Below are 19,157 nucleotides of genomic sequence, written 5' to 3' on the forward strand. Positions count from 1 at the left end.
ACGGTATAGATCCCCAACCCTCCTGCAAGCGTCGCAGAAGGAAGATAGGTGGCCGACTTTTACGCCGCCCGAAGCGGGACTATCCCGCCGCTACCGTGGACTAATTTTGCACCGCCGCTCTCAAATTCGACCGCGATCTCGTTGATGACGAAATCGGCAATGTTCACTAGCGAGTCATCGAGGATGCGCTGCGACACCGCCGGGTTGGCGTAGATCTCGCCTGCGGGGAATTCGAGCAGCGTGAGCTTGCTGGTATCGGTCTGAGGCCGCCCGGCAGTCTCGCCAACCCAACCCGACGTCGTGCCGCCCAGATTGAACGGGATCTGATAGGTGTTGGCCCGTGTGATTACGGTTCGCGCCAGGCGTCGGAAGGGCGACAGGTCGCGCTGGGCGTTCAGGATCTGGGCATCGAGCTGAGCCGGCGCCACGAACCCGCCATCCTCATCCACGCCAACCGTCATCGCAGCCTGAGGGCTGAGAGCCTGGAGTTTATCCATCGACCCCGACTTCACAAAGTCGCCGAGGGCGGTTTTGGCCGCAATGCCTGCCGCAGTGGACCCGGTATTATCGTTGGCGATCTGCGCCCCACCGACGAGCACGGCGGCCAGCTTGGTGTTGGTTTCGTCGAGCGCGGCATCGTAACGGGATTTGAAGCCCTCAAATGCGCGCCCCTGGTCTTCAACGGCTGCTGCGATAGTAGCGATATTGGTCATAGGTGGCCCTTTCAGAGCATGGCCGCATCAGTCAGCGGCACGCCAAGGCGGTGCGCGACGTTGCGGTAGATGGAGTTGATGTTGAGAACGAGCACGCTGGCCGAGGTGGCTCGGCGATGCGCGAAGATGTCGGCCAGCTCGGACTGACGGACAATTTGAGCCACTGGGGCGTCGGGGTACGCAACGAGCAAGGTGGCGCTGTCGGTGAATAGCTCGCCGGGCAACCGGCCTTCGTGGCCGATATCCGAGAACGAAAGCGCTAGCCTGCATGCGCGACCGGCAGCGATGCCAAGCCGGGCCAGCTCGGCGGCGATGCCGATCTGCATTGCTGTGTTGAATGAAATCTCGCGGGGGCTGGCTCGCCCGTCAGTGTCGCGATCTTCGGGGCGAACTGGGATAAGGCCGCGGTCAAACCAACTACGGACCAGGGAATCCGATGCGTCAGCCGCCCGCGCCACAGCCGTGAGGCCGAACGTTGGGGTCATTGTATTACTCCGTGCGCGTGGGCGCGCTGTTGTGGGGTTGGGGTAAAAATTCAGCGAGGCCCGCACACCGATTAAGGGCGCGGGCCTCGCGATCGACCGGCAGGGAACTGCCGGGATAACAAAAAGGCCCGCCGCAGGGGCGAGCCTTGATAGTTAGCCGCGTGGCGCTGGTGTGCGCTGCGGCCGGGGCAAGCCCCTCACTAAGTAAAGGTGGTCAGGCCGCTTCTGCGTGGCATCCGTCATAATCGGCGTAAACCTCGATCAGTGCCTCCAGCGCGATGCGCTGCAGTTCCGTGCCGACAGCACTGGCGTAGCGGCCGGAATGCCCGCGCCCCTCGCCAATGGATTCCGACGTCGAACCTGTGGCCGCCATTTCCAGCACAGCCCACAGTCCAGCCGGCAGGCCGCCTTTGATGAAGGCGAGGGTCTTTGCGGCGTAGATCGATTTGACGATGCTCTCTTCCGGCGAATGGAATGTGCGAGGCGCGGCCCTGGTCTTGATCTGGGCACCGTGGAAGACCTGCCGCGCAGATCTCGCTGCCCCGGGCGCCTTAGGCCAGGCGGCCCCATCATATCGCCCGTTCAACTCCGCTTCAACATCTTGGGGGTGCTCGGGCCTGGCTGAACCCTTTTCACCGCGATAGCGATCTTCTAGCTGGTATGCCTTCTCGCCATCCTTTTTGAAGGGGAGCACCTGCCCATCGGGGGCGCGGCGATATTCGAGGTCGCCGGACATATGGAGCGCAACGAGGTGGTCGCCGGTCACCTTCTCAACAATAAGGTCTGCGCCGAACCGGCGCGCCACATCCTCATCCACACCGGCATTGTCGGATCGGAATGTTGATTGCTCGCCTTGGCCTTCCGTCGCGACCAGATTGTGCCGAAGCCGGCACAGGGCCACCATGGCGGTTCGGTTCTGTTCCGGCGTTCGCATAAGTCGCTCGGCCTTGAGCCGGTCATAGGCTGGCCATTCATGCTGGCCAGGGCGGCGGTGGTTATCATTAGCCGGGACCATTGTGGTCATGTCGGCGAGCTTTAGTGACGTCATGAATTTCCCCAGAATGCAGATCAATTGCTATGCCGGACAGGACAGACAGAGCCCTATGTATCCGTCCTGTCCGTCCGGCTTGCTTTCTACCGGACAGACAGACAGTTGTTAGGTAGGGGCTGCTGTCTGTCCGGCTTTCGCTGATTTCGGCTAACTGTCCTTCTTGGCGAGCCAAACGGCGCCCTCCAAACCGAAGTCGCCCTTCACCAGCCACTCATGTCGCAGCCAGTATTCCAGAGCCCTGTTGAATGCCTTGGCCTTAGTGTCGGCCAGACCTGCCTTTCGGGCATAGAAGTCCCTGCGCAGGTCTGAAATGGCTACGGCCTTAACCGTTGGGCCGGTATGGCCAAACGGCGTCAGTGGGGTGCTAGACAGCGTCAGAGCGGTCATCGTCAGCTCTTGAAGCAGCTTGGCATTGTCGGATGGCCCTCGCGCCTTCGGTGCGTCCGAAGTCGGAGTGTCGTCGGCTTCCATCTCGTCGATAATGGCGGCAGTTACGTCACCGATTTCAACACTGGTGTAACGAACCCGCCCAATGTTCCGACGGCCCGGCCCAGATCGGTTCTTGCCGACATAGACCGTGTTCCAGCCGCCATCGCCATCGAGCAGCACAAGCTCAAGGGCGGTAACAGCCTCCAGCGTTTCGCCCTTGGTAGCCTTGTCGTTTTCGCGGTTGGTGTGATTGAGCACAGCAATCACAACGCCAAGCTCCTCGGCCACCTGGCGCAGCGCGTTCAGCGCCGGAGAGGTGAACCGATCATCGAGCACAGACTGCCCACCGAGCGCGGCGCGCAACGTGTCGACCACCACCATGACGTGACGTTCGGGATCTAGTTCCCGTGCCTGCCTCACAACCTCTCGGGTGATGGCAGCGGCTCGGTCTGGTTTGGTTAGCGGGAAGCCGTCAGGGGATTTGACGATCTTGATAGAGGTGTTGCCTATGGCTTCCAGCCGGTTGGCCACGTCGCCGCCGTCTTCTGCCGCAATGTAGGCGATGGTGGTGAGGGCCGTTTCTCTCCCAAGGAATGGCTCCCCCTTGTCCAGCGCGTCGGCTATGGCCACCATAAGGGCAGTCTTGCCAGCACCGGGGCGCCCGCCGATGGCGATCAATGTGCCAGAGCGAACCAGACCTTTGATGATCGCGTCAGCCGTGCCGTGTTCCTGTGCCTTAAACTCCGCATAGGAAAGCAACTGGATTCCGATGTTGTCATTGGCCGGCTTGGGAATTTCGAGCTTCTGAAACGGCTTGCCCGGCTGGCTCGTGACGGCCTTGGTCAAAGGAGCCATTATGCCACCTCTGCCAAATCGGCCATGTCGGCTCCAGGCATTAACGGCATTTCAGCCGTCACTTCCCTTCCAGCCCCATGCCAGCGCAGACCGCAGTCATTAGCGGCCTTGATGCCCGCCGCATCGTGGTCCCCAAAAATGGTCAGTGCGCCAATTCCGTCCAGCACTGGAAAGGCCGCCATGGTCCCTGCTGATAGGCAAGCCCAGATCGGCTGAAACGGGGCCGCCAAGGCGGTTTCAATGCCCTCGGCAATAGCCAATCCACCCGACACATCTTCGTCGGCTGACAGCCGCACCACGGCGTTTTTGGCGATGCCAAGCATTTGCTTGCCTGGCGCCGCTTTGCCGCTGCCATCAGGCAGGAGTGCAGTGCGGTGAACGCCTGTGGGCTCGCCCGTGATGATGTCAGTCATCAGCCCGACCATGGCAGGGTGACGCTCGCGGCCGAATAGACATGAAGGATGAAACCGGAGCGCATTGCCTGAATAGGAGAGGCCGCGGATGGTCAGGTAGGATTCGGCAGGGGTGCCCGATATTGGTGTGGCCGATGCCCAGATGCGCATGGCGCGCTCAATGTTGGTGTGGCTGCTGACCAGCTTGAATGGTTCGACGGGAAGCGGCTGTGGCTCGCGGTCGTCCAGGCCAAGCGTGGCCTTCACGTGGTCACGGCACTCGCGGAAGTCGTCGCCGCAAAATGAGTGGGTAGTGAAGCTGCCGTCTGGATTGAATGTCACCGACAGAGAGCGGTCGGTGCGGCTATGTCCAGGACCGGGACAGAGAATACGGTTGTGGTGAAGGTCGCCAGCGAGGAGCTTGGCGTAGCTATTTAGTGCGGTCATTAAGGCGAACGCCCTCCATTGCGAGGAGAGTAATTTCCTCGATTAGATTCGGTGCGAGAACGGCGGCCGGTGCGCCATGCCGAGGAGATGGCGGGAAAACCCTACCTCGTCCGTCACGTCCGGTTTTCAGTGTCCATTCGAGCAGCTTGATTTCCGGCGTCACTTCGATGTGGAAGCGCGCCAACACGCTGCCCGCGCCCATAGGGCGTAGGTTCAAAATCTGCATGGTGCTCTTTTTGGTTAGGCGGCGCGGGCGGCGATGCGCGCATCAATCCACGCATCCACCTCGGCACGTACGAAAGCGATGCGCCGCTCACCAAGGCGAACAGGCGATGGGAACTGACCTTCAGATGCCATCAGGGTCAGTAGAGGGCGTGACAAGGAAGTGGCGAGCGCTGCCTCTTTCGGCGCCATAAGTCGAGGTGCATTGTCGTTTGCAGCTTGCATGGGTACTCCTCCGCAGAATCGCTTAACACATAATTGCGCATTACACATTATATGTCAATAGGCGTATTGCGCGCATTTATGAACTATGGGATAGAAGGGAACAAAAGAGGTGATGAATGGCGACGCAGAAAGAACTGGTGGCGGTAGTCGCCAAGGAAATGGGCGTGTCCTTGGAAACAGTCATCGTAATTGACCGCCTGCTTGCCGCCGCTGGGCTCAGGACGCGGGCACTGCGAGGGCGGGGCAACACACCCATGACCTACCTAGACGCAGCGAACCTAATCATTGCCACGGCGCTCGACGTCAGCCCGCGGAACGCTGTGGATCTTGTGACGTCCTACGGCGCCCTGCCGGCTACCCGTGTAAAAGAGGACGCACGTATCGCGGACGACGCGCTGGGGGCGACGTTTGGTGAGGCTTTGGCTGCTGTGGTCGAGTCCATTCCGGAGGAGCGCGGGGCGTTCAGCGCCCCTGATGACGCGCCTGGCGCGATGTCGATGACTGTTTTTTTGCATGGCCCGGACCCGCGTGCTGAAATTCTGCTAATCAAATCTGGAATCAGAACCACGTTTCAATACGGGCCTAGTTTCGCCAAGCACGGTGATCTGAAACGCACGGTCCAATTTACTCAAATTACTTTGGGGGTAGTTGGCGAATCCGTCGCTGAAGGTTTCGCTAAATAGTCCGCCCATTCCTGCATTAGCTCCGCACGCTTCGCCAATGCGGTTCCACGGCGATACGCCGCCTCGGCCTTGTCCTTTATCGCGTGGGCAAGTGCGTGCTCGACGATGTCGCGAGCATGGCCTGTTGTGTCGCCAGCCCAATCGCGGAATGAACTGCGCAGACCGTGGAGTGTCGCGTCACCAGCCCCGGCGGCGCGCAACGTTTTCACCATTGCTGTGTCTGATATCGCGGTCCCGACCTTGCCGCCTTCAAACACAAGGTGACTGGTGGCGCGCTGCTTCTGCGCCTCAAGGATGGCTACGGCCCGATCCGACAAAGGCACTTCATGCTCACGGCCTGCCTTCATACGCTCGGCCGGCACGGTCCACAGGCGAGCGGCAAAGTCTATCTCGGACCAGCTCGCCTGGCGGACTTCATTGGACCGGCCAACCGTCAGGGCAGCGAACTCTACGGCCCGCGCAGAAACGGCCACCGACACGCGCAGGCGGGCAATGACGGCTGGCATATCCTTGTACGGCACCGCCGCATGATGGCCACGGGTGAGCTTCTGCCGGGCGGGCAATAGCTCCTTGAGCCCTCCGCGCCAGTCGGCAGGGTTATCGCCGACATAGAGCCCGCGAGCCTTGGCATGATCAATCACACTGGCGATCCGCTGGCGAGTCCGATCGGCAGTTTCGGGGATGGTCGACCAGATGGGCTTCAGCGTCTCAACCACGTCGTCGCGAGTGATGTCTGCCACCGGCTTGTTGTGAAGCGGCTTTGCGTATGTGCGGAGCGTCATGGCCCATTGGTCGCGGTGCTTCTCATTGCGGAAGCTGGCCATCTTCACTGCGAGAACATCATCCATAACATCGGAGAATGTCCTTTTGGAATGCAGCTCGTCGCCGCGCGCAAGGCGCTGCCGGATGGCTTCGGCCTTCTCGCGGGCCAGCGCCAGTGAGACCGGCGCCGTACCCTGGCCATGGCCGCCAAGACCGATTTCCGTTCGCTGCCCATTTCGCTTGTAGATGAATACGAATTGCTTCGACCCACCCGCGCGAATGCGCAGGTATAAGCCGTCGCCGTCGGAAAAGATTCCGGCCTTCTCTAGGGTTCGAATCCGTGTTTCCGACAGCTTGTTGCGCGCCATGTCTGTTCCCGATGCCATAACTTAGGTGTCGAAAATGGGACAAATACGGAAAATAGCAAGGGCAGGGGGTGTTAAATATCAACAGCTTACGCGGACAGGCGGGCATCCTCTCCGCCATTTTCTCCACAAGCCATTGATGCGCCCACAGGCCCGTTCAGCGTCCCGCGCTGGAGCGTTCCGATTCCATTGGCAACACCGCACCAGACGCCCGACAAAAATGTCAGGCGGGCATGCGTGGCGCGCTGGCGATCAGCTTGATGGTATAGGGGTGCTGCGGCGCGGCCAGGATCTGGCTGGTCTTGCCGCTTTCTACGATGCGTCCGCGCTCGAGGATGACGATGTCCTCGCACAGCGACGCCACCACGCCCAGATCATGCGACACGAACACCAGCGTCATCGACTGTTCCAGCGTCTTGAGCAGATCGACAATGCGGACGCGGGTGGAGAGGTCCAAAGCGCTCACCGCTTCGTCGGCCAGCACCAGTTCAGGCCGCGCCACGATGGCCCGGGCGATGGCGATGCGCTGCCGCTGGCCGCCGGAAAATTCGTGCGGATAGCGCGTCATGGCGTCAGGCGACAGGCCAACCGAGACCAGTGCCGCTTCGACCATCTCGGGATGGTTGCCGGGAATGCGCAGCGATTGCAGCGGTTCGGCGATGATGCTGGCGACGGTCTGGCGTGGATCGAGCGAGGAATAGGGGTCCTGAAACACCGCCTGCACCGAGCGGCGATAGCGGCGCATGAAGGCGCCATTACGCGGATCGACCACGTCGTCGCCAAATTTGATGGCGCCGCTGCTGGCACGATTGAGCCCCAGCAACAGGCGCAGCAGCGTCGTCTTGCCCGAGCCCGATTCCCCGACAATGCCCAGATTGCGGCCGCGCGCTACGGTCAGGCTGACCTGGTCCAGCACCTGCCGCTCGCGTGAATAGCCAAAACTGACCTGATCGACCGAAATCAGCGTCATGGTCGCGCCCCCAGGGCTTCATCGAATGCCCGCGCCGCGGCGACCAGCGTTTGCGTATAGGCGTGCTGCGGCGCGCCGAGCACCTCACGCACCGGCCCCTGTTCCACCGCCACGCCCTGGCGCAGCACGGTCAGCCGGTCGACCACCATCGCCACCACCGGCAAATCGTGGCTGATGAACAGCAGCGCCATGTCCAACTCGCGCACCAGGGTGTCGAGCAGCTTGAGAATTTCGATCTGCGTGGTCACGTCGAGCGCCGTGGTCGGCTCGTCGGCGATCAGCAGCTTGGGCCGGCAGGCCAGCGCCATGGCGATGGCGACGCGCTGGCGCTGTCCGCCCGACACTTCATGCGGATAGGCGGCCGCGATCCGCTCCGGCTGGGGCAGGGCGACGCGCTCCATCAGTTCGAGCACTTCGGTTTTGATTTTTGCGGGATCGTGGCCTTCGCGCCGATAGCGCCGGCGCAGTGGCTCCTCGATCTGGCGGCCCAGCCGCATCAGCGGATCGAGCGCCGTCAGCGGTTCCTGGAAAATCACCGCAGCGGCATTGCCGCGCAGCCGGCCCAATTCGGCCTCGGAGGCGCCGATCACTTGCTGCCCGTCGAACAGGATCGAGCCGCTCGGCACGATATTGCCGGGCAACAATCCGGTGATGGCCATCGCCGTCAGCGATTTCCCCGACCCCGATTCCCCGATCAACCCGACGCGCTCGCCGGGGGCGATGCTGAGCGACAGATCGGTCACCAGCGCTTTGTCGCCGGCGCGGATCGACAGGTTTTCGACGGTCAGAAGGCTCATGCTTTGCCTCGCTGCGTCGGGTCGGCAATGTCGCGCAGCCCATCGGCCAACAGGTTGATGCCGATGACCAGCGCCACCAGCGCCAAGCCCGGCACGATGGCGCCGAATGGGGCGGTATAGACCGTGCCCTGCGCTTCCTGCAGCAGTCGGCCCCATGAGGCATTGGGCGGCGGTGCGCCAAGACCGAGATAGGACAGCGAGGCTTCGGCGATCACCGCCAGCCCGAATTGCAGGGCGAAATTGACCAGCAGCGTCGGCCAGATATTGGGCAGCACATGTTTGACCACGATGCGCGGCCATGAGGTGCCCGAGGTGCGGGCGGCGGTGATGTAATCCATCGCCAGCACGCGCTTGGCCAGAATTCGCGCCAGCCGTGCCACGATGGCCGAAATGGCAATGCCCAGCGCCAGGATCGCCGAGCCGAGGCTTGCCGTATCGCTGGCCGCCACCACCAGCATGGCCAGCAGCAGCGTCGGGAAGGCGATCAGGATATCGAAGGCGGCGGCGAAGGCGTCATCGAGCAGGCGGGTGGCAAAGGCCGCCAGAACCCCCAGCGTCACGCCGATCGTGGCGCCGATGGCGATGGCGCCGGCCCCGACGGTGAGCGCGATGCGGGTGCCGATCATGATCTGGGTGAACAGGTCACGCCCGAGCCGGTCGGTGCCGGCCCAATGCAGCAGCGACGGCGCCTCCAGCCGTCCACCGGCGGTGCTGGAGGGATCATAAGGCAGCCAGACCAGCGTCAGCAGCGCCACCGCAACATTGAGCCCGACCAGCACCAGCCCGACGACAAACAGCCAGGAGCGCCGCGAGCGGGGGCGGGGCGCTATCGCCACTGTATCGACCGCACTCAATGTCCGGCTCCCCGGTCACGCAGGCGCGGATCGACCAGCCGCTGGATCAGATCGGCGCTAAAGCCGATCAGCAGCACCAGCAGCGTTGAGACGAACAGCACGCCCTGCACATTGGGATAATCGCGCTGCGAAATGCCCAGCAGCAGCATGGTGCCCAGCCCCGGCAGCGCGAAGACTTTTTCCACCACCACCGCGCCGAGAAAGGTCGAAGCCAGCTCGATCCCCAGAATGGAAATGATCGGCACCACGCCATTGCGCACGCCATGGCGCAGCAAGGCCTCGGTGAAGCCCGAGCCCAGCGCCCGCGCCGTACGCAGATAATCGCTGCCCAGCACGTCCTGCGTGGCGGAACGGACATAGCGCAGCAGCGACGACGACATGACAATAGCGATGGTCAGCACCGGCAGCGCCAGGCTGCGCAGCGCGCCCATCGGATCGGCCCAGCCATGGCGCGGAAACCCTCCCGAGGGGAACAGCCGGAAATTGATGGCAAACACCGCGACCAGCAGAATGCCGACCCAGAACACCGGAATGGCGATGCCCAGTTGCGACACCACCGAAATCGTCGCGCCATACCAGCGCTCGGATTTGACCGCCGCAATGATCCCCAGCGGCACCGCCAAAACGATGGCGAGCAGGAATGACAGCAGCGTCAGCGGCAGCGTCACCGTCAGCCGGGTGAGGATTTCCTGGCCCACCGAGGCCTGGCTGACAAAGGAATTGCCCAGATCGAAGCGGGCCAGATTGCCGATGAAATTGCCGAATTGCTGCCACAGCGGCAGGTCGGAGCCGACCTGGGCCCGCGCCGCAGCGATCTGCTCCGGCGTGGCGCCAACGCCCAATAGGGCATTGGCAGGATCGCCCGGCAGCAGCCGCAGCAGCGCGAACAGCACCACTGAGGCCAGCAGCAGCGAGAGGATCAGAATGACGAGCCGGCGCAGGATATAACTGAGAATATGCAGTCCCTTTCACCGGCTCGTCGCGGTATTAATCCGCGGCTTTTTCGATGTTGTAGGCGAAGAATTGCGAGTTCAGCCCATTGACCGGATAGCCGGTCACTGACGCTGCCGATACCACGATCTGCGGATAAAGATACAGCCAGTCGCTCGCCGCGTCTTCGGCAATCAGCGTGTTGGCTTCAGTCAGTTTGGCGGTCTGTTCGTCCACCGTGGCGCTGGCCTCGGCCTGCTTGATCAGCTCGATCACCGCCGGGTTGTTGTAGCCCCAATAGAAGTCCGGGTTGCCGTAGAACACGATATCGCGATGGTTGACGTGCTCCTGCAGCGTCGCGTCGAAATCATGCGCCTGATACACCTTGGTGTACCATTCATTGGCGGTGATGATGTTGATCTCGACGGTGATCCCCACCTTGGCCAATTCGCTCTTGATGAACTCGGCGACGATCGGATGCGGATCGTAATCGGGCGTGTCGAGCTTGAAGGTGAAGCCATCGGCATAGCCGGCTTCGGCCAGCAGCGCCTTGGCGCTCTCCGGATCATACGGGTCCACCCCGGTCAGATCGACATACCACGGGTCGGTCGGCGGCACGAACGAGCCGATCAGCGTGCCGTAGTCCCCCCAGATTGATTGCAGCAACTTCTGGTTGTCGATGGCCCGCGCCACCGCCTTGCGCACCTTGACGTTGTCGAACGGGGCGACCCGGTCGTTGAACGCCATGATTTCCTTGGTGGTGGACTGCCCGTCGGTGACGGTGAAATCCGGATTGCCGGTGAACTGGGTGAGGGCGTCCGGGCTCTGCACCGAGGTGATGATATCGACGGCCCCGGTCAGCAGCGCATTATTGAGCGCGGTGGCGTCGGTGAAATAGTTGAAGGTGACGCCGGCATTGGTGGGCGCCTCGCCCCAATAGGCGTCATTGCGGTCGAGCGACAGGGTCGAGCCGCGCCGCCAATCGGCCAGCACATAGGGCCCGGTGCCGTCTTCGCTGTCGGTCAGGCTGGTGGCGGTGTCGTTGACGATCCACACATAGCTCAGGTTGTACGGCAGCGAGATCGACTTTTCCGCCAGCGTGATCACCACGGTCTGCTCGTCCGGGGTCTCGATGCTGGCGATGGTCTTGAGGCTGTTCTTGCGCGAGCTTTTCGAGGCTTCGGCGGTCACCCGCTCGATGCTGGCCTTGACGTCGGCGGCGGTCAGTGGATCGCCCGAATGGAAGGTCACGCCCGGCTGCAAGGTGATCGTATAGGTCAGCCCGTCTTCGCTGATGCTGTAGTCGCTGGCCAGCGCGTTTTCGACAGTCCCCGCATCGGTCAGCGCGAACAGCGCCTCATAGACGTTGCCGTTGAAGGCCTCGTTGATGCCCTGGCCGGCGCCGGCGGTGTTGTCGAGGTTTTGCGGTTCATAGAGCGAGCCGATCTCGATGATCGCTTCCGGATCGAAGCTGGCCTGGGCCAGCGCCGCCGGGCTGACCGACAGCAGCGCCGCTGTGGCGAACGTGGCGGCAATGGCACGGGCGCCAAACTGGCGGCGCGAAATGCTGCCGCTGCTATTCGAATTTTTCATCTGCACTGCTCCTGGTCCTCGCCGCTCGAATTGAGCGACACGCGACCGTGGCGGCCGCGCTGTATTGCTGCCCTATCGATACCCCGCCAGCGCCGCGAAACCCATGCTGGCGGCTGGGGCAGGGTTCCATTTTGTCGGTCCGGGGCGGAATCAATCTCCCGATTCCGCGCGAATTTTGATAAAGCCATTCTTATCGCCATTCCTGCGCTGCTTTATCTTGCACGCAGCTGCGGCGGCGACAATCTATAAGCCCGCGCCCCAGACTGCGCGCTGCATTGGAAAGCTCCTCATCATGGTCAATATCGCTACTCGCCCCACCAGTGTCGGCGCCACTCTCGATCATGCCGGGCACGGCTCGGTGCAGGCCAAGTCAGGTGCGGCCGCCAGATTGGCGAACATGGCGTCCGACGAAGGCTTCACCCCACTCGAATTCATGGATGCGGCGCTGGCCGGCTGCCTGGTGCTGAGCCTGCGCATCGCGGCGCGCAAGCTCGGCTGGCTCGACCGGCTGGTCAAAGTCGATGTCGAAGTGACCCATGAAAAAGCCCCCGAAGCGCCGTCGCGGGTGGCGTCCTTCGCTTCGTCCTTTGTGATCGAAGGCGATTTTTCGCCGGCGGAACGCCAGCAATTGATCGAAGACGCGCATGCGCTCTGCACGGTGGGCAATACTTTCGAGCATGGCGCGGTGATCCGTGATGTCGAGCCGGCCGGGACCGCCAGCTGACATGGCCCATATTTCCCAGCTGGCCTATGCCGACGCGACGCCGGAGCAGCAGCAAGCCCATGACGAGGAACTGCGCCTGCGCGGCCGCATGACCAATATGAAGCGCACGCTCTATCACTCGCCGGCGGCGCTGCGCATTTATGGCGAATGGTTCACCCTGCGCGACGAGTTGCTACCGGTGCTGGGTGATCGTCCCATCTGGGTGTTCGCCCACGCCATCTGCGTGGCCTCCGGCAGCGCGGTCGGCACCGGCTTCATGCGCCGGGCCTTGATCCAGGGCGGCGATAATCCCGATTCGCTGGACCTGAGCGAAGCCGAGACCCTGCTGCAGCGTTTTGGCGCCGCCATCGGTGCTGATCCCAAGTCGGTGCCTGACGAGCTCTGGGCCGCGCTGGCTGCGCGCTATTCGGACAAGACCCTGGTCGATCTGGTGGGTTTTGCCGGGCTGATGGTGGCCACCAATCTGTTCACCGACGCCGTCGCCACCGACCTCGATGTGGAGCTGCTGCCGTTCCTCGCCGGCTAGGCGAAACAGCCGGCGCAGCCGTCATCGCAACATATTTCTGACGGCGGCCCGCAAGGGAGCCTGCTTTTTCTCGTTTGCGGCTGCAATTGGTTCGTCCATCGTCGCATCGCCGCGGCGCTATCGGTAACATCTGGGGCAGATCACACCGGAGTATTCGCATGCGTCTCGCATTGCTCGCCGCCGCCGCCCTTGTCGTTGCGGTTCCCGCTTTTGCCCAAGCGGCAGATGTCACCCCATTGGTCACGGCCGAGTGGCTCAAGACGCATGCCGCTGACGAAAACGTCGTGATTCTCGACGTGCGTGACAAGATCGGCGAAACCGATCTGGGCGAGCTGCCCTATATCGCCAATGCCGTGGTCGCGCCCTATGCGTCGGCCGGCTGGCGCACCGAGGTCGATGGCGTGCCGGGCCAGATCCCGCCCGTGGACGAAATCACCGCGCTGATCGGCAGCCTGGGCGTCGATGGCGACGACCATGTGGTCATCGTGCCCTGGGGCACCGATTCCTCCGAATTCGCCGGTGCCACACGCATCTACTGGACCTTCAAATATCTCGGCCATGATGATGTCTCCATCCTCGATGGCGGCTGGCGTCAGTATGACGCCCAGGGCGGCGAACGCGTGGCCGAGCCGGTGACGCCCGTGGCCGTGGAGTTCCCCTTTGAGGTCCGCGAAGAACTGCGCGGCACCACCGAGGACGTGCTGGCGGCGCTGGCCAAGGGCACCAAACTGATCGATGCCCGCCCGCATGACCAGCATATCGGCAATTCCAAGAGCCCGGTCGTGCGTGTCGTCGGCACCATTCCCGGTTCGGTCAATATCGAGCATTCCTCGCTGTTCAGCACCGAATATGCCAGCTTCGCCACCCCCGAAACCATTGCCGCTTTGGCTGAAGGTGTCGGCCTGGCTGCCGGTGAAGACAACATTGTCTTCTGCAATACCGGTCACTGGGCCTCCATCGCCTGGTTCGCTCTGAGCGAAGTTGCCGGCAATAAGGGCACCGCCATGTATGACGGGTCCATGGCCGAATGGGCCGCCGATCCGGCGCGTCCGATCCAGTAAGCTGGTCCAGCGAACTGGCACCGTCGACGATTTTGAACGGGTTCTGGGTGTTGTGCGCGATGGCGGCAGCATCCAGAACGCGTTTTAGCCTTTCATAGATCTGGTATTCATGAGCGACATTTCTATTTCCGCCCCAAAATTCCTGCCACCGGCCATTCCCGACCGGGCGCCACTGTTTGTTGCGGCGGCCGCGCTGGTCGTGGGCTTTCTGCTGATCTCCGGTCTGGTCGATTTTCGCCAGGGCGGCTTGTTCCTGATCGGCGGGGCGCTTGGCGCCACGCTCTATCATGGCTCCTTTGGTTTCACCGGCGGCTGGCGCCGCATGGTGGCCGAAAAGCGCGGCCGGCCGATGCGGGCCCAGATGCTGATGATCGGCGTCGCCGCCCTCGCCATGCTGCCGTTGGTGGCGGCAGGCAATATCGGCGGTCAGTCGATGGTCGGTGCGCTGGCGCCTGTTGGCATCTCCGTGCTGCTCGGCGCAGCCCTGTTCGGGTTGGGCATGCAATTGGGCGGCGGCTGTGGCTCGGGCACATTGTTCACCGTGGGCGGTGGCTCGGCCCGCATGCTGGTGACGCTGGTGTTCTTCATCGTCGGCGCGCTGCTCGGCACCGCGCATCTGCCCTATTGGCTGGAACAGCCCTTGTTGCCCCCGATCAGCCTCGGCGCTGAATTGGGTGTGGCCGGTGCCCTTGCCGTCACCATTGCCGGTCTGGCTCTGGTGGCGCTGATCACGGCAGTCATCGAAAAGCGGGCGCATGGCAATCTCGAAACCGAGCCCGCCCCGGCGCGCCCCGGCTGGAGCTGGATCTTGCGTGGCCCGTGGCCGCTGGTGGGGGCAGGGCTCCTGCTCGCCGTGCTCAATGTCGCCACCCTGCTGCTGGCCGGCCATCCCTGGTCGATCACCTATGGCTTCGGCCTCTGGGGCGCCAAGATTGCTCAGGCGGTCGGCGTTGATGTCGCCAGCTGGGAATTCTGGACCTGGCCGGCTCAGGCTCAGGCGCTCAATTCCAGCGTCCTGGCCGATACCGTGTCGGTGATGGATTTCGGTCTGGTGCTGGGCGCCGCGCTGGCGGCTGCCATTGCCGGCAAATTCGCCCCCAAGGCCAAGCTGCCGCTGGGCTCGCTGATCGCCGCCATCGTTGGTGGCCTGCTGATGGGCTATGGCGCCCGCCTGTCCTTTGGTTGCAATATCGGGGCGCTGTTCTCCGGCATCGCCACGGGCAGCGTTCACGGCTGGCTGTGGTTCGCTGCGGCCTTTGTTGGTTCTTTCGCTGGCGTTTGGTTGCGTCCGATTTTTGGTCTTGATGGGTTTGCCAAGAAATGAGCGCTCGTAACACTCTGCTTTTTGGTGCTGCCCTCGTCGCCAGCACCGCCGCCATCGCCTACGACCATGTAAGCAATCCGGTGCCGCCGCGCCCGGTCTATGGCGGCACCACTGCTGCCGCCGGCGCCTCTCCCTGCGCTGCCGCGCCCTGTGCAGCTGGCGCTGCCATGTCGCCTTGCGCCGCCGGCGCCCCTGCCGCGCAGGGCAAGGCCGCGCCACCGCCGCCGCCAGCCATGGCCCCTTGCGCCGCTGGCGCACCGGCCACCCCCGCCAAGGCTGCCCCGCCGCCACCACCGGCCCAGCCGCCTGTGGCCGAGCCGGCCAAGCAGCTGGCGCCGCCGCCTCCGGCCCCCAAGCCGCTGCCCGCTGGGCAGGAAGCCCCCGATCTTGTGGTCGGAGGCGCCTGAGTGTCCGGTTCGGCGCGCGACAGGGCCCTGGAAGAAATCGCCTTTTGCGAGTCCATTCTCGCCAAGGGCGGTCTCAATGTGTTGAGCGAAACCTTCCAGGGCGTCTCAGCCATCGCCGCTTGGGACCATTATCCCCCCGGCGATGTCTTCGACCCTGCCAGCAATGCGCAGTGGTACTATCACTGCCATCCCGCCGCCGAAGCCGCCGTCGAGCACGGACACTTCCACTGCTTCCTGCGGCCCGAGGGGCCGCAGGGTCCAATCCATCACCTCGCCGCCATTGGTGTCGATGCCGAGGGGCGGCTGTTGCGGCTGTTCACCGTCAATCAATGGGTTGTGGGCGACGACTGGGCCGACGCGGAAGCCACCATTCCGCTGCTGGGCCGCTTCGACATGCAGATGCCGCGGCCGTCCTATCTCGTCAATCGCTGGCTCACCGCCATTTTCGCGGCCTATGAGGCTGAGATCGCCGAGCTTGTCGCTGAACGTGATCGGGTTTTGGCGGCGCATCTCCCGCCCGAGGGCGTGACTTCGCACGAAGATCGGGCGCTCGAAGTCACCTCCGAACACCACATCATCCGCCGCTGAGGCAACTCGTCAGGGCTTGCGGATATCGGGGCTGAGGTCGGTCTGCCCCTCTGGGCCGGTCGACATCGGCACGATGCCGTTCTGCTCGGCCCGGTCGCGATAGAGGGCGGCTCGCGCCAGCAGCATCAGCGTGACTGGCGTGGTCAGCGTCACGAACACGAAGATGATCACTTCATGCACGGCCAGCCGCTGGCCGGACACGGAAAAATACACCATCGAAGCCAGCAGTATCGCGACCGAACCAAAGCTGGTGCCCAGCGTTGGCGCATGCACCCGTTCATAAAACGTCTTGAAGCGCGCCAGACCGATACAGCCCAGCAGCGTCAGGAAAGCGCCGGCAACCGCCAGCAGGCCGACCAGTGCGGCGACCCAGACCGGAAGCTCGCTCATTCGATCACCTCGCCGCGCATCAGGAATTTGGCCAGCGCGACGGTGCTGACAAAGCCCAGCACGCCGATGATCAGCGCCACCTCGAAATACACCGAGGTGCCGACGCGAATGCCGAACACCACCAGCATCAGCATGGCGGCGACGTAAAACGCGTCGAGCGCCAGGATGCGGTCCTGCGCGCGCGGGCCCCGGATCATGCGATAGGTCGCGGCCACCATGCCCAGCCCCAGCAGCACATGCGCCAGCAGCAATGACCAATGCAGAATGTCTGCGCTCATTGGAAAATCTCCAGCAGCAGGCGTTCATAGCGATGCTTGACGATATTGGTCCAGGCCGCTTCATCATAGAGATCCAGCACATGGATCAGCACCACGCCGCTGGTCGGGCTGTATTCCAGCCAGGCGCTGCCCGGCGTGGCGGTAATGATGCAGGCCAGGATGACCAGCCCGGAGCGGTCATGCAGTTCCAGCGGCACAGCCAAAAAACCCGATGTCGACTTGCGCCGGCGCCCCTGCAGGATGATGCCGATCACCGCGACATTGGAATTGAAGATATCGATGATGACCACGCCCAGCAGCCGGAGCATCGCGCCGATCTTGCGCACGCGCGGCTTCTCCGGCTCCAGTGCCGCCAGCGCCCGGCTGGCGAAAATCGCGATGACGCTGCCCAGCAGGATCTGCCCGAGCCCCAGCGATTGCTGCAGCAGCAACCATAGCGCCAGCAGGCCCAGCGTCAGCAGCGGGTAGGGGAGGATCTTTCTCATGGTGCCCCCACCAATGGCGTCGCCAGCACGGCGGCGATGGTGTCAGTCGGCGCATACAGCGCCTCGGCCATCGCCTGCATATAATCCATGGTCGGCCCGGCCATGATGGTCATGGCAATGGTCAGCGTCAGCAGCAGGATCACCGGCGCAATTTCCACCACCCGCACCGGCGCCGGCGTATCCGACATGGTGGCCCAGAAGGTATTGATGCCGGTTCGCATCAGCGACACCAGCGCGGCAAAGCCGGAAAACACCAGCAAGCCGGTCAACCACCACGCCGAAGCCGAAATCGGCGTTTCCATCGTCAGGCCATCAGGATTGAACAGCGCCGAAATCACCGCGAATTTGGCCAGAAATCCAGCCAGCGGCGGAAACCCGGCCAGCAGCAGCACGCAGAGCGCAAAGCTGATACCCAGCACCGCCAGCGCGCCCGGAATCACCAGCCCGACCTCATCGTCCTCGTTTTCTTCCTCGTCGTCGCCATAGGCTTCCATGGTCATGGCCAGCACATGCGCGCCTTCGATCCGCACCCGGTCGAGCAATTCGACCAGCATGAAAAACGCGCTGATCGCCAGCGTCGACACCACCAGATAAAACAGCGCCCCACTGGTCGCCGCCGCATTGCCGGTGCCGATAGTGGCCAGCAGGGTGCCCGACGACACCAGCACGCAATAGCCGGCCAGCCGCCCCGTGCTCTGCGAGGCCAGCACGCCGATAGCGCCAAAGGCGATGGTGGCGAGCCCGCCGACCAGCAACACATTCTGCCCGAACCCCGCCGACGCCCCCGCATCGACGCCAAACGCCAGCGTCGACAGCCGCAGCACGGCATAGAGCCCGACCTTGGTCATGATGGCAAAGATCGCCGCCACCGGCGCACTCGCCGCCGCATAAGAGGTCGGCAACCAGAAGCCGAGCGGCCACATGCCCGCCTTGAGCAGGAAGGCCAGCCCGAGAATCGCTGCGCCGGTTTCCAGCAAGGCGCGGTCGGTCGCGGCCACGCCGGCCACCTTGGACGCCAGATCCGCCATATTGAGCGTGCCGGTGATGCCATAGATCAGCGCCGCGCCGATCAGGAACAGGAAGGATGCCGCCAGATTGACCGCGATATAGTGCAGCGATGCCCTGACCCGCGCCGACCCCAGCCCATGCAGCGCCAGCCCATAGGAGGCGGCGAGCAGCACTTCGAAAAACACGAAGAGGTTGAAGAAGTCGCCGGTGAGAAAGGCGCCGCTCAGCCCCATCAGCAGGAATTGGAACAACCCATGAAAGCTGGGGCCGGCCGCATGCCAGCGGGCCAGCGAATAGATCAGCGCCGAAATGCCCAGCAGGGCGGTCAGCAGCACCATCATCGCCGAGAGCCGGTCGGCCACCAGCACGATGCCATAGGGCACCGGCCAGTCGCCCAGGGCATAGCTGGTGACGGTCGTCTGGTTGTCCGCCTGGATCACCAGCAACACCGCCACCACCACCAGCAGGAGGGTGGAGGTGAGGCTGATAAACGCCTTGATGGCGCGCCGGCGCTCGTCGAACATCAGCAGCAGCGCGCCCGTCGCCATCGGCAACAGGATCGGCAGGATGATGAGGTGGTCGAACAGGCCCAT

24 protein-coding genes are annotated in these 19,157 nt (G+C 63.3%); 7 read left to right on the forward strand and 17 right to left on the reverse strand.

The annotated features are described in order from the left end of the window. Positions 1-59: 59 nt before the first annotated feature. The 7 genes from ACX3OZ_RS13670 to ACX3OZ_RS13700 all read right to left on the reverse strand — a co-directional run bounded on the left by ACX3OZ_RS13670 (position 60) and on the right by ACX3OZ_RS13700 (position 4,819). Positions 60-713, reverse strand: a complete 654-nt coding sequence (locus tag ACX3OZ_RS13670; protein ID WP_459104688.1) for a phage major capsid protein — start codon at positions 711-713, stop codon at positions 60-62. A gap of 11 nt (positions 714-724) precedes the next feature. Further along, positions 725-1,198 carry a hypothetical protein gene (locus tag ACX3OZ_RS13675; protein ID WP_459104689.1) on the reverse strand — a complete coding sequence of 158 codons (474 nt, stop codon included), beginning with the start codon at positions 1,196-1,198 and terminating at the stop codon, positions 725-727. 214 nt (positions 1,199-1,412) lie between these two features. Next, on the reverse strand, positions 1,413-2,246 hold the full coding sequence (locus tag ACX3OZ_RS13680; protein WP_459104690.1) for a hypothetical protein: 834 nt from the start codon (positions 2,244-2,246) through the stop codon (positions 1,413-1,415). Between the two features lie 150 nt (positions 2,247-2,396). Continuing rightward, the gene (locus tag ACX3OZ_RS13685) at positions 2,397-3,533 is read right to left on the reverse strand and encodes an AAA family ATPase (RefSeq protein ID WP_459104691.1); all 1,137 of its coding nucleotides are present in this window, start codon (positions 3,531-3,533) and stop codon (positions 2,397-2,399) included. Beyond that, complete coding sequence (locus ACX3OZ_RS13690; RefSeq protein ID WP_459104692.1) at positions 3,533-4,372, reverse strand: DUF7146 domain-containing protein; 840 nt, start codon at positions 4,370-4,372, stop codon at positions 3,533-3,535. The genes ACX3OZ_RS13685 and ACX3OZ_RS13690 overlap by 1 nt, the downstream gene beginning before the upstream one ends. Beyond that, the gene (locus tag ACX3OZ_RS13695; protein ID WP_459104693.1) at positions 4,356-4,598 is read right to left on the reverse strand and encodes a hypothetical protein; all 243 of its coding nucleotides are present in this window, start codon (positions 4,596-4,598) and stop codon (positions 4,356-4,358) included. Before ACX3OZ_RS13695 ends, ACX3OZ_RS13690 begins: the two co-directional genes overlap by 17 nt. Positions 4,599-4,612: 14 nt before the next feature. Beyond that, entirely contained in the window at positions 4,613-4,819 is a 207-nt protein-coding gene (locus ACX3OZ_RS13700; RefSeq protein WP_459104694.1) for a helix-turn-helix transcriptional regulator, read from the reverse strand. Between the two features lie 116 nt (positions 4,820-4,935). On the opposite strand from ACX3OZ_RS13700, the gene ACX3OZ_RS13705 reads away from it, so the two are divergent. Then, positions 4,936-5,502: a hypothetical protein gene (locus ACX3OZ_RS13705; RefSeq protein WP_459104695.1), complete on the forward strand. Its 567-nt coding sequence runs from the start codon at positions 4,936-4,938 to the stop codon at positions 5,500-5,502. On the opposite strand, the gene ACX3OZ_RS13710 is transcribed toward ACX3OZ_RS13705, so the two are convergent. The 6 genes from ACX3OZ_RS13710 to ACX3OZ_RS13735 all read right to left on the reverse strand — a co-directional run bounded on the left by ACX3OZ_RS13710 (position 5,448) and on the right by ACX3OZ_RS13735 (position 11,773). After that, on the reverse strand, positions 5,448-6,632 hold the full coding sequence (locus ACX3OZ_RS13710) for a tyrosine-type recombinase/integrase (protein WP_459104696.1): 1,185 nt from the start codon (positions 6,630-6,632) through the stop codon (positions 5,448-5,450). The two genes, ACX3OZ_RS13705 and ACX3OZ_RS13710, sit on opposite strands and share 55 nt — an antisense overlap. Positions 6,633-6,852: 220 nt before the next feature. Next, positions 6,853-7,599 (reverse strand): ATP-binding cassette domain-containing protein, encoded by a 747-nt coding sequence (locus ACX3OZ_RS13715; protein ID WP_459104697.1) that lies wholly within the window; start codon positions 7,597-7,599, stop codon positions 6,853-6,855. After that, positions 7,596-8,396 carry an ATP-binding cassette domain-containing protein gene (locus ACX3OZ_RS13720; RefSeq protein ID WP_459096817.1) on the reverse strand — a complete coding sequence of 267 codons (801 nt, stop codon included), beginning with the start codon at positions 8,394-8,396 and terminating at the stop codon, positions 7,596-7,598. The genes ACX3OZ_RS13715 and ACX3OZ_RS13720 overlap by 4 nt, the downstream gene beginning before the upstream one ends. Then, positions 8,393-9,250, reverse strand: a complete 858-nt coding sequence (locus ACX3OZ_RS13725; RefSeq protein ID WP_459096816.1) for an ABC transporter permease — start codon at positions 9,248-9,250, stop codon at positions 8,393-8,395. Before ACX3OZ_RS13725 ends, ACX3OZ_RS13720 begins: the two co-directional genes overlap by 4 nt. Beyond that, positions 9,247-10,191 carry an ABC transporter permease gene (locus ACX3OZ_RS13730; RefSeq protein WP_459097022.1) on the reverse strand — a complete coding sequence of 315 codons (945 nt, stop codon included), beginning with the start codon at positions 10,189-10,191 and terminating at the stop codon, positions 9,247-9,249. The genes ACX3OZ_RS13725 and ACX3OZ_RS13730 overlap by 4 nt, the downstream gene beginning before the upstream one ends. 46 nt (positions 10,192-10,237) lie before the next feature. Beyond that, on the reverse strand, positions 10,238-11,773 hold the full coding sequence (locus ACX3OZ_RS13735; protein ID WP_459104698.1) for an ABC transporter substrate-binding protein: 1,536 nt from the start codon (positions 11,771-11,773) through the stop codon (positions 10,238-10,240). 292 nt (positions 11,774-12,065) lie between these two features. Between ACX3OZ_RS13735 and ACX3OZ_RS13740 the strand changes: the two genes are divergently transcribed. The 6 genes from ACX3OZ_RS13740 (at position 12,066) to ACX3OZ_RS13765 (ending at position 16,403) form a co-directional block, all read left to right on the forward strand. Beyond that, a complete protein-coding gene (locus ACX3OZ_RS13740) occupies positions 12,066-12,497 on the forward strand; it encodes an OsmC family protein (protein WP_459096814.1) in 432 nt (143 codons plus the stop codon). Position 12,498: 1 nt separating this feature from the next. Next, positions 12,499-13,023, forward strand: coding sequence for a carboxymuconolactone decarboxylase family protein (locus ACX3OZ_RS13745; RefSeq protein WP_459104699.1), 525 nt, complete (start codon positions 12,499-12,501; stop codon positions 13,021-13,023). 158 nt (positions 13,024-13,181) lie between these two features. Further along, positions 13,182-14,084 carry a sulfurtransferase gene (locus ACX3OZ_RS13750; RefSeq protein ID WP_459096812.1) on the forward strand — a complete coding sequence of 301 codons (903 nt, stop codon included), beginning with the start codon at positions 13,182-13,184 and terminating at the stop codon, positions 14,082-14,084. 109 nt (positions 14,085-14,193) lie between these two features. Then, on the forward strand, positions 14,194-15,408 hold the full coding sequence (locus ACX3OZ_RS13755) for a YeeE/YedE family protein (protein ID WP_459104700.1): 1,215 nt from the start codon (positions 14,194-14,196) through the stop codon (positions 15,406-15,408). Beyond that, entirely contained in the window at positions 15,405-15,815 is a 411-nt protein-coding gene (locus ACX3OZ_RS13760) for a hypothetical protein (protein ID WP_459096810.1), read from the forward strand. Before ACX3OZ_RS13755 ends, ACX3OZ_RS13760 begins: the two co-directional genes overlap by 4 nt. Beyond that, a complete protein-coding gene (locus ACX3OZ_RS13765) occupies positions 15,816-16,403 on the forward strand; it encodes a DUF6969 family protein (protein WP_459096809.1) in 588 nt (195 codons plus the stop codon). Between the two features lie 9 nt (positions 16,404-16,412). On the opposite strand, the gene mnhG is transcribed toward ACX3OZ_RS13765, so the two are convergent. The 4 genes from mnhG to ACX3OZ_RS13785 are packed head-to-tail and all read right to left on the reverse strand — an operon-like array spanning position 16,413 to position 19,157. Then, complete coding sequence (gene mnhG, locus ACX3OZ_RS13770; RefSeq protein WP_459096808.1) at positions 16,413-16,793, reverse strand: monovalent cation/H(+) antiporter subunit G; 381 nt, start codon at positions 16,791-16,793, stop codon at positions 16,413-16,415. Next, positions 16,790-17,071 carry a K+/H+ antiporter subunit F gene (locus ACX3OZ_RS13775; protein ID WP_459096807.1) on the reverse strand — a complete coding sequence of 94 codons (282 nt, stop codon included), beginning with the start codon at positions 17,069-17,071 and terminating at the stop codon, positions 16,790-16,792. Before ACX3OZ_RS13775 ends, mnhG begins: the two co-directional genes overlap by 4 nt. Next, entirely contained in the window at positions 17,068-17,556 is a 489-nt protein-coding gene (locus ACX3OZ_RS13780) for a Na+/H+ antiporter subunit E (RefSeq protein WP_459096806.1), read from the reverse strand. Before ACX3OZ_RS13780 ends, ACX3OZ_RS13775 begins: the two co-directional genes overlap by 4 nt. After that, positions 17,553-19,157 (reverse strand): monovalent cation/H+ antiporter subunit D, encoded by a 1,605-nt coding sequence (locus ACX3OZ_RS13785; RefSeq protein WP_459097021.1) that lies wholly within the window; start codon positions 19,155-19,157, stop codon positions 17,553-17,555. Before ACX3OZ_RS13785 ends, ACX3OZ_RS13780 begins: the two co-directional genes overlap by 4 nt.

The sequence above is a fragment of the Devosia sp. A369 genome (assembly GCF_054489345.1).

Excerpts from the sequence above, each read along its gene's own strand:
- ACX3OZ_RS13740 (WP_459096814.1), top strand. The coding sequence starts at position 12,066 with ATGGTCAATATCGCTACTCGCCCCACCAGTGTCGGCGCCACTCTCGAT.
- ACX3OZ_RS13670 (WP_459104688.1), bottom strand. The coding sequence starts at position 713 with ATGACCAATATCGCTACTATCGCAGCAGCCGTTGAAGACCAGGGGCGC.
- ACX3OZ_RS13695 (WP_459104693.1), bottom strand. The coding sequence starts at position 4,598 with ATGCAGATTTTGAACCTACGCCCTATGGGCGCGGGCAGCGTGTTGGCG.
- ACX3OZ_RS13705 (WP_459104695.1), top strand. The coding sequence starts at position 4,936 with ATGGCGACGCAGAAAGAACTGGTGGCGGTAGTCGCCAAGGAAATGGGC.
- ACX3OZ_RS13745 (WP_459104699.1), top strand. The coding sequence starts at position 12,499 with ATGGCCCATATTTCCCAGCTGGCCTATGCCGACGCGACGCCGGAGCAG.
- mnhG (WP_459096808.1), bottom strand. The coding sequence starts at position 16,793 with ATGAGCGAGCTTCCGGTCTGGGTCGCCGCACTGGTCGGCCTGCTGGCG.
- ACX3OZ_RS13715 (WP_459104697.1), bottom strand. The coding sequence starts at position 7,599 with ATGACGCTGATTTCGGTCGATCAGGTCAGTTTTGGCTATTCACGCGAG.
- ACX3OZ_RS13720 (WP_459096817.1), bottom strand. The coding sequence starts at position 8,396 with ATGAGCCTTCTGACCGTCGAAAACCTGTCGATCCGCGCCGGCGACAAA.
- ACX3OZ_RS13690 (WP_459104692.1), bottom strand. The coding sequence starts at position 4,372 with ATGACCGCACTAAATAGCTACGCCAAGCTCCTCGCTGGCGACCTTCAC.
- ACX3OZ_RS13785 (WP_459097021.1), bottom strand. The coding sequence starts at position 19,157 with ATGGGCCTGTTCGACCACCTCATCATCCTGCCGATCCTGTTGCCGATG.
- ACX3OZ_RS13760 (WP_459096810.1), top strand. The coding sequence starts at position 15,405 with ATGAGCGCTCGTAACACTCTGCTTTTTGGTGCTGCCCTCGTCGCCAGC.
- ACX3OZ_RS13710 (WP_459104696.1), bottom strand. The coding sequence starts at position 6,632 with ATGGCGCGCAACAAGCTGTCGGAAACACGGATTCGAACCCTAGAGAAG.
- ACX3OZ_RS13750 (WP_459096812.1), top strand. The coding sequence starts at position 13,182 with ATGCGTCTCGCATTGCTCGCCGCCGCCGCCCTTGTCGTTGCGGTTCCC.
- ACX3OZ_RS13755 (WP_459104700.1), top strand. The coding sequence starts at position 14,194 with ATGAGCGACATTTCTATTTCCGCCCCAAAATTCCTGCCACCGGCCATT.
- ACX3OZ_RS13780 (WP_459096806.1), bottom strand. The coding sequence starts at position 17,556 with ATGAGAAAGATCCTCCCCTACCCGCTGCTGACGCTGGGCCTGCTGGCG.
- ACX3OZ_RS13775 (WP_459096807.1), bottom strand. The coding sequence starts at position 17,071 with ATGAGCGCAGACATTCTGCATTGGTCATTGCTGCTGGCGCATGTGCTG.
- ACX3OZ_RS13675 (WP_459104689.1), bottom strand. The coding sequence starts at position 1,198 with ATGACCCCAACGTTCGGCCTCACGGCTGTGGCGCGGGCGGCTGACGCA.
- ACX3OZ_RS13685 (WP_459104691.1), bottom strand. The coding sequence starts at position 3,533 with ATGGCTCCTTTGACCAAGGCCGTCACGAGCCAGCCGGGCAAGCCGTTT.
- ACX3OZ_RS13735 (WP_459104698.1), bottom strand. The coding sequence starts at position 11,773 with ATGAAAAATTCGAATAGCAGCGGCAGCATTTCGCGCCGCCAGTTTGGC.
- ACX3OZ_RS13700 (WP_459104694.1), bottom strand. The coding sequence starts at position 4,819 with ATGCAAGCTGCAAACGACAATGCACCTCGACTTATGGCGCCGAAAGAG.
- ACX3OZ_RS13680 (WP_459104690.1), bottom strand. The coding sequence starts at position 2,246 with ATGACGTCACTAAAGCTCGCCGACATGACCACAATGGTCCCGGCTAAT.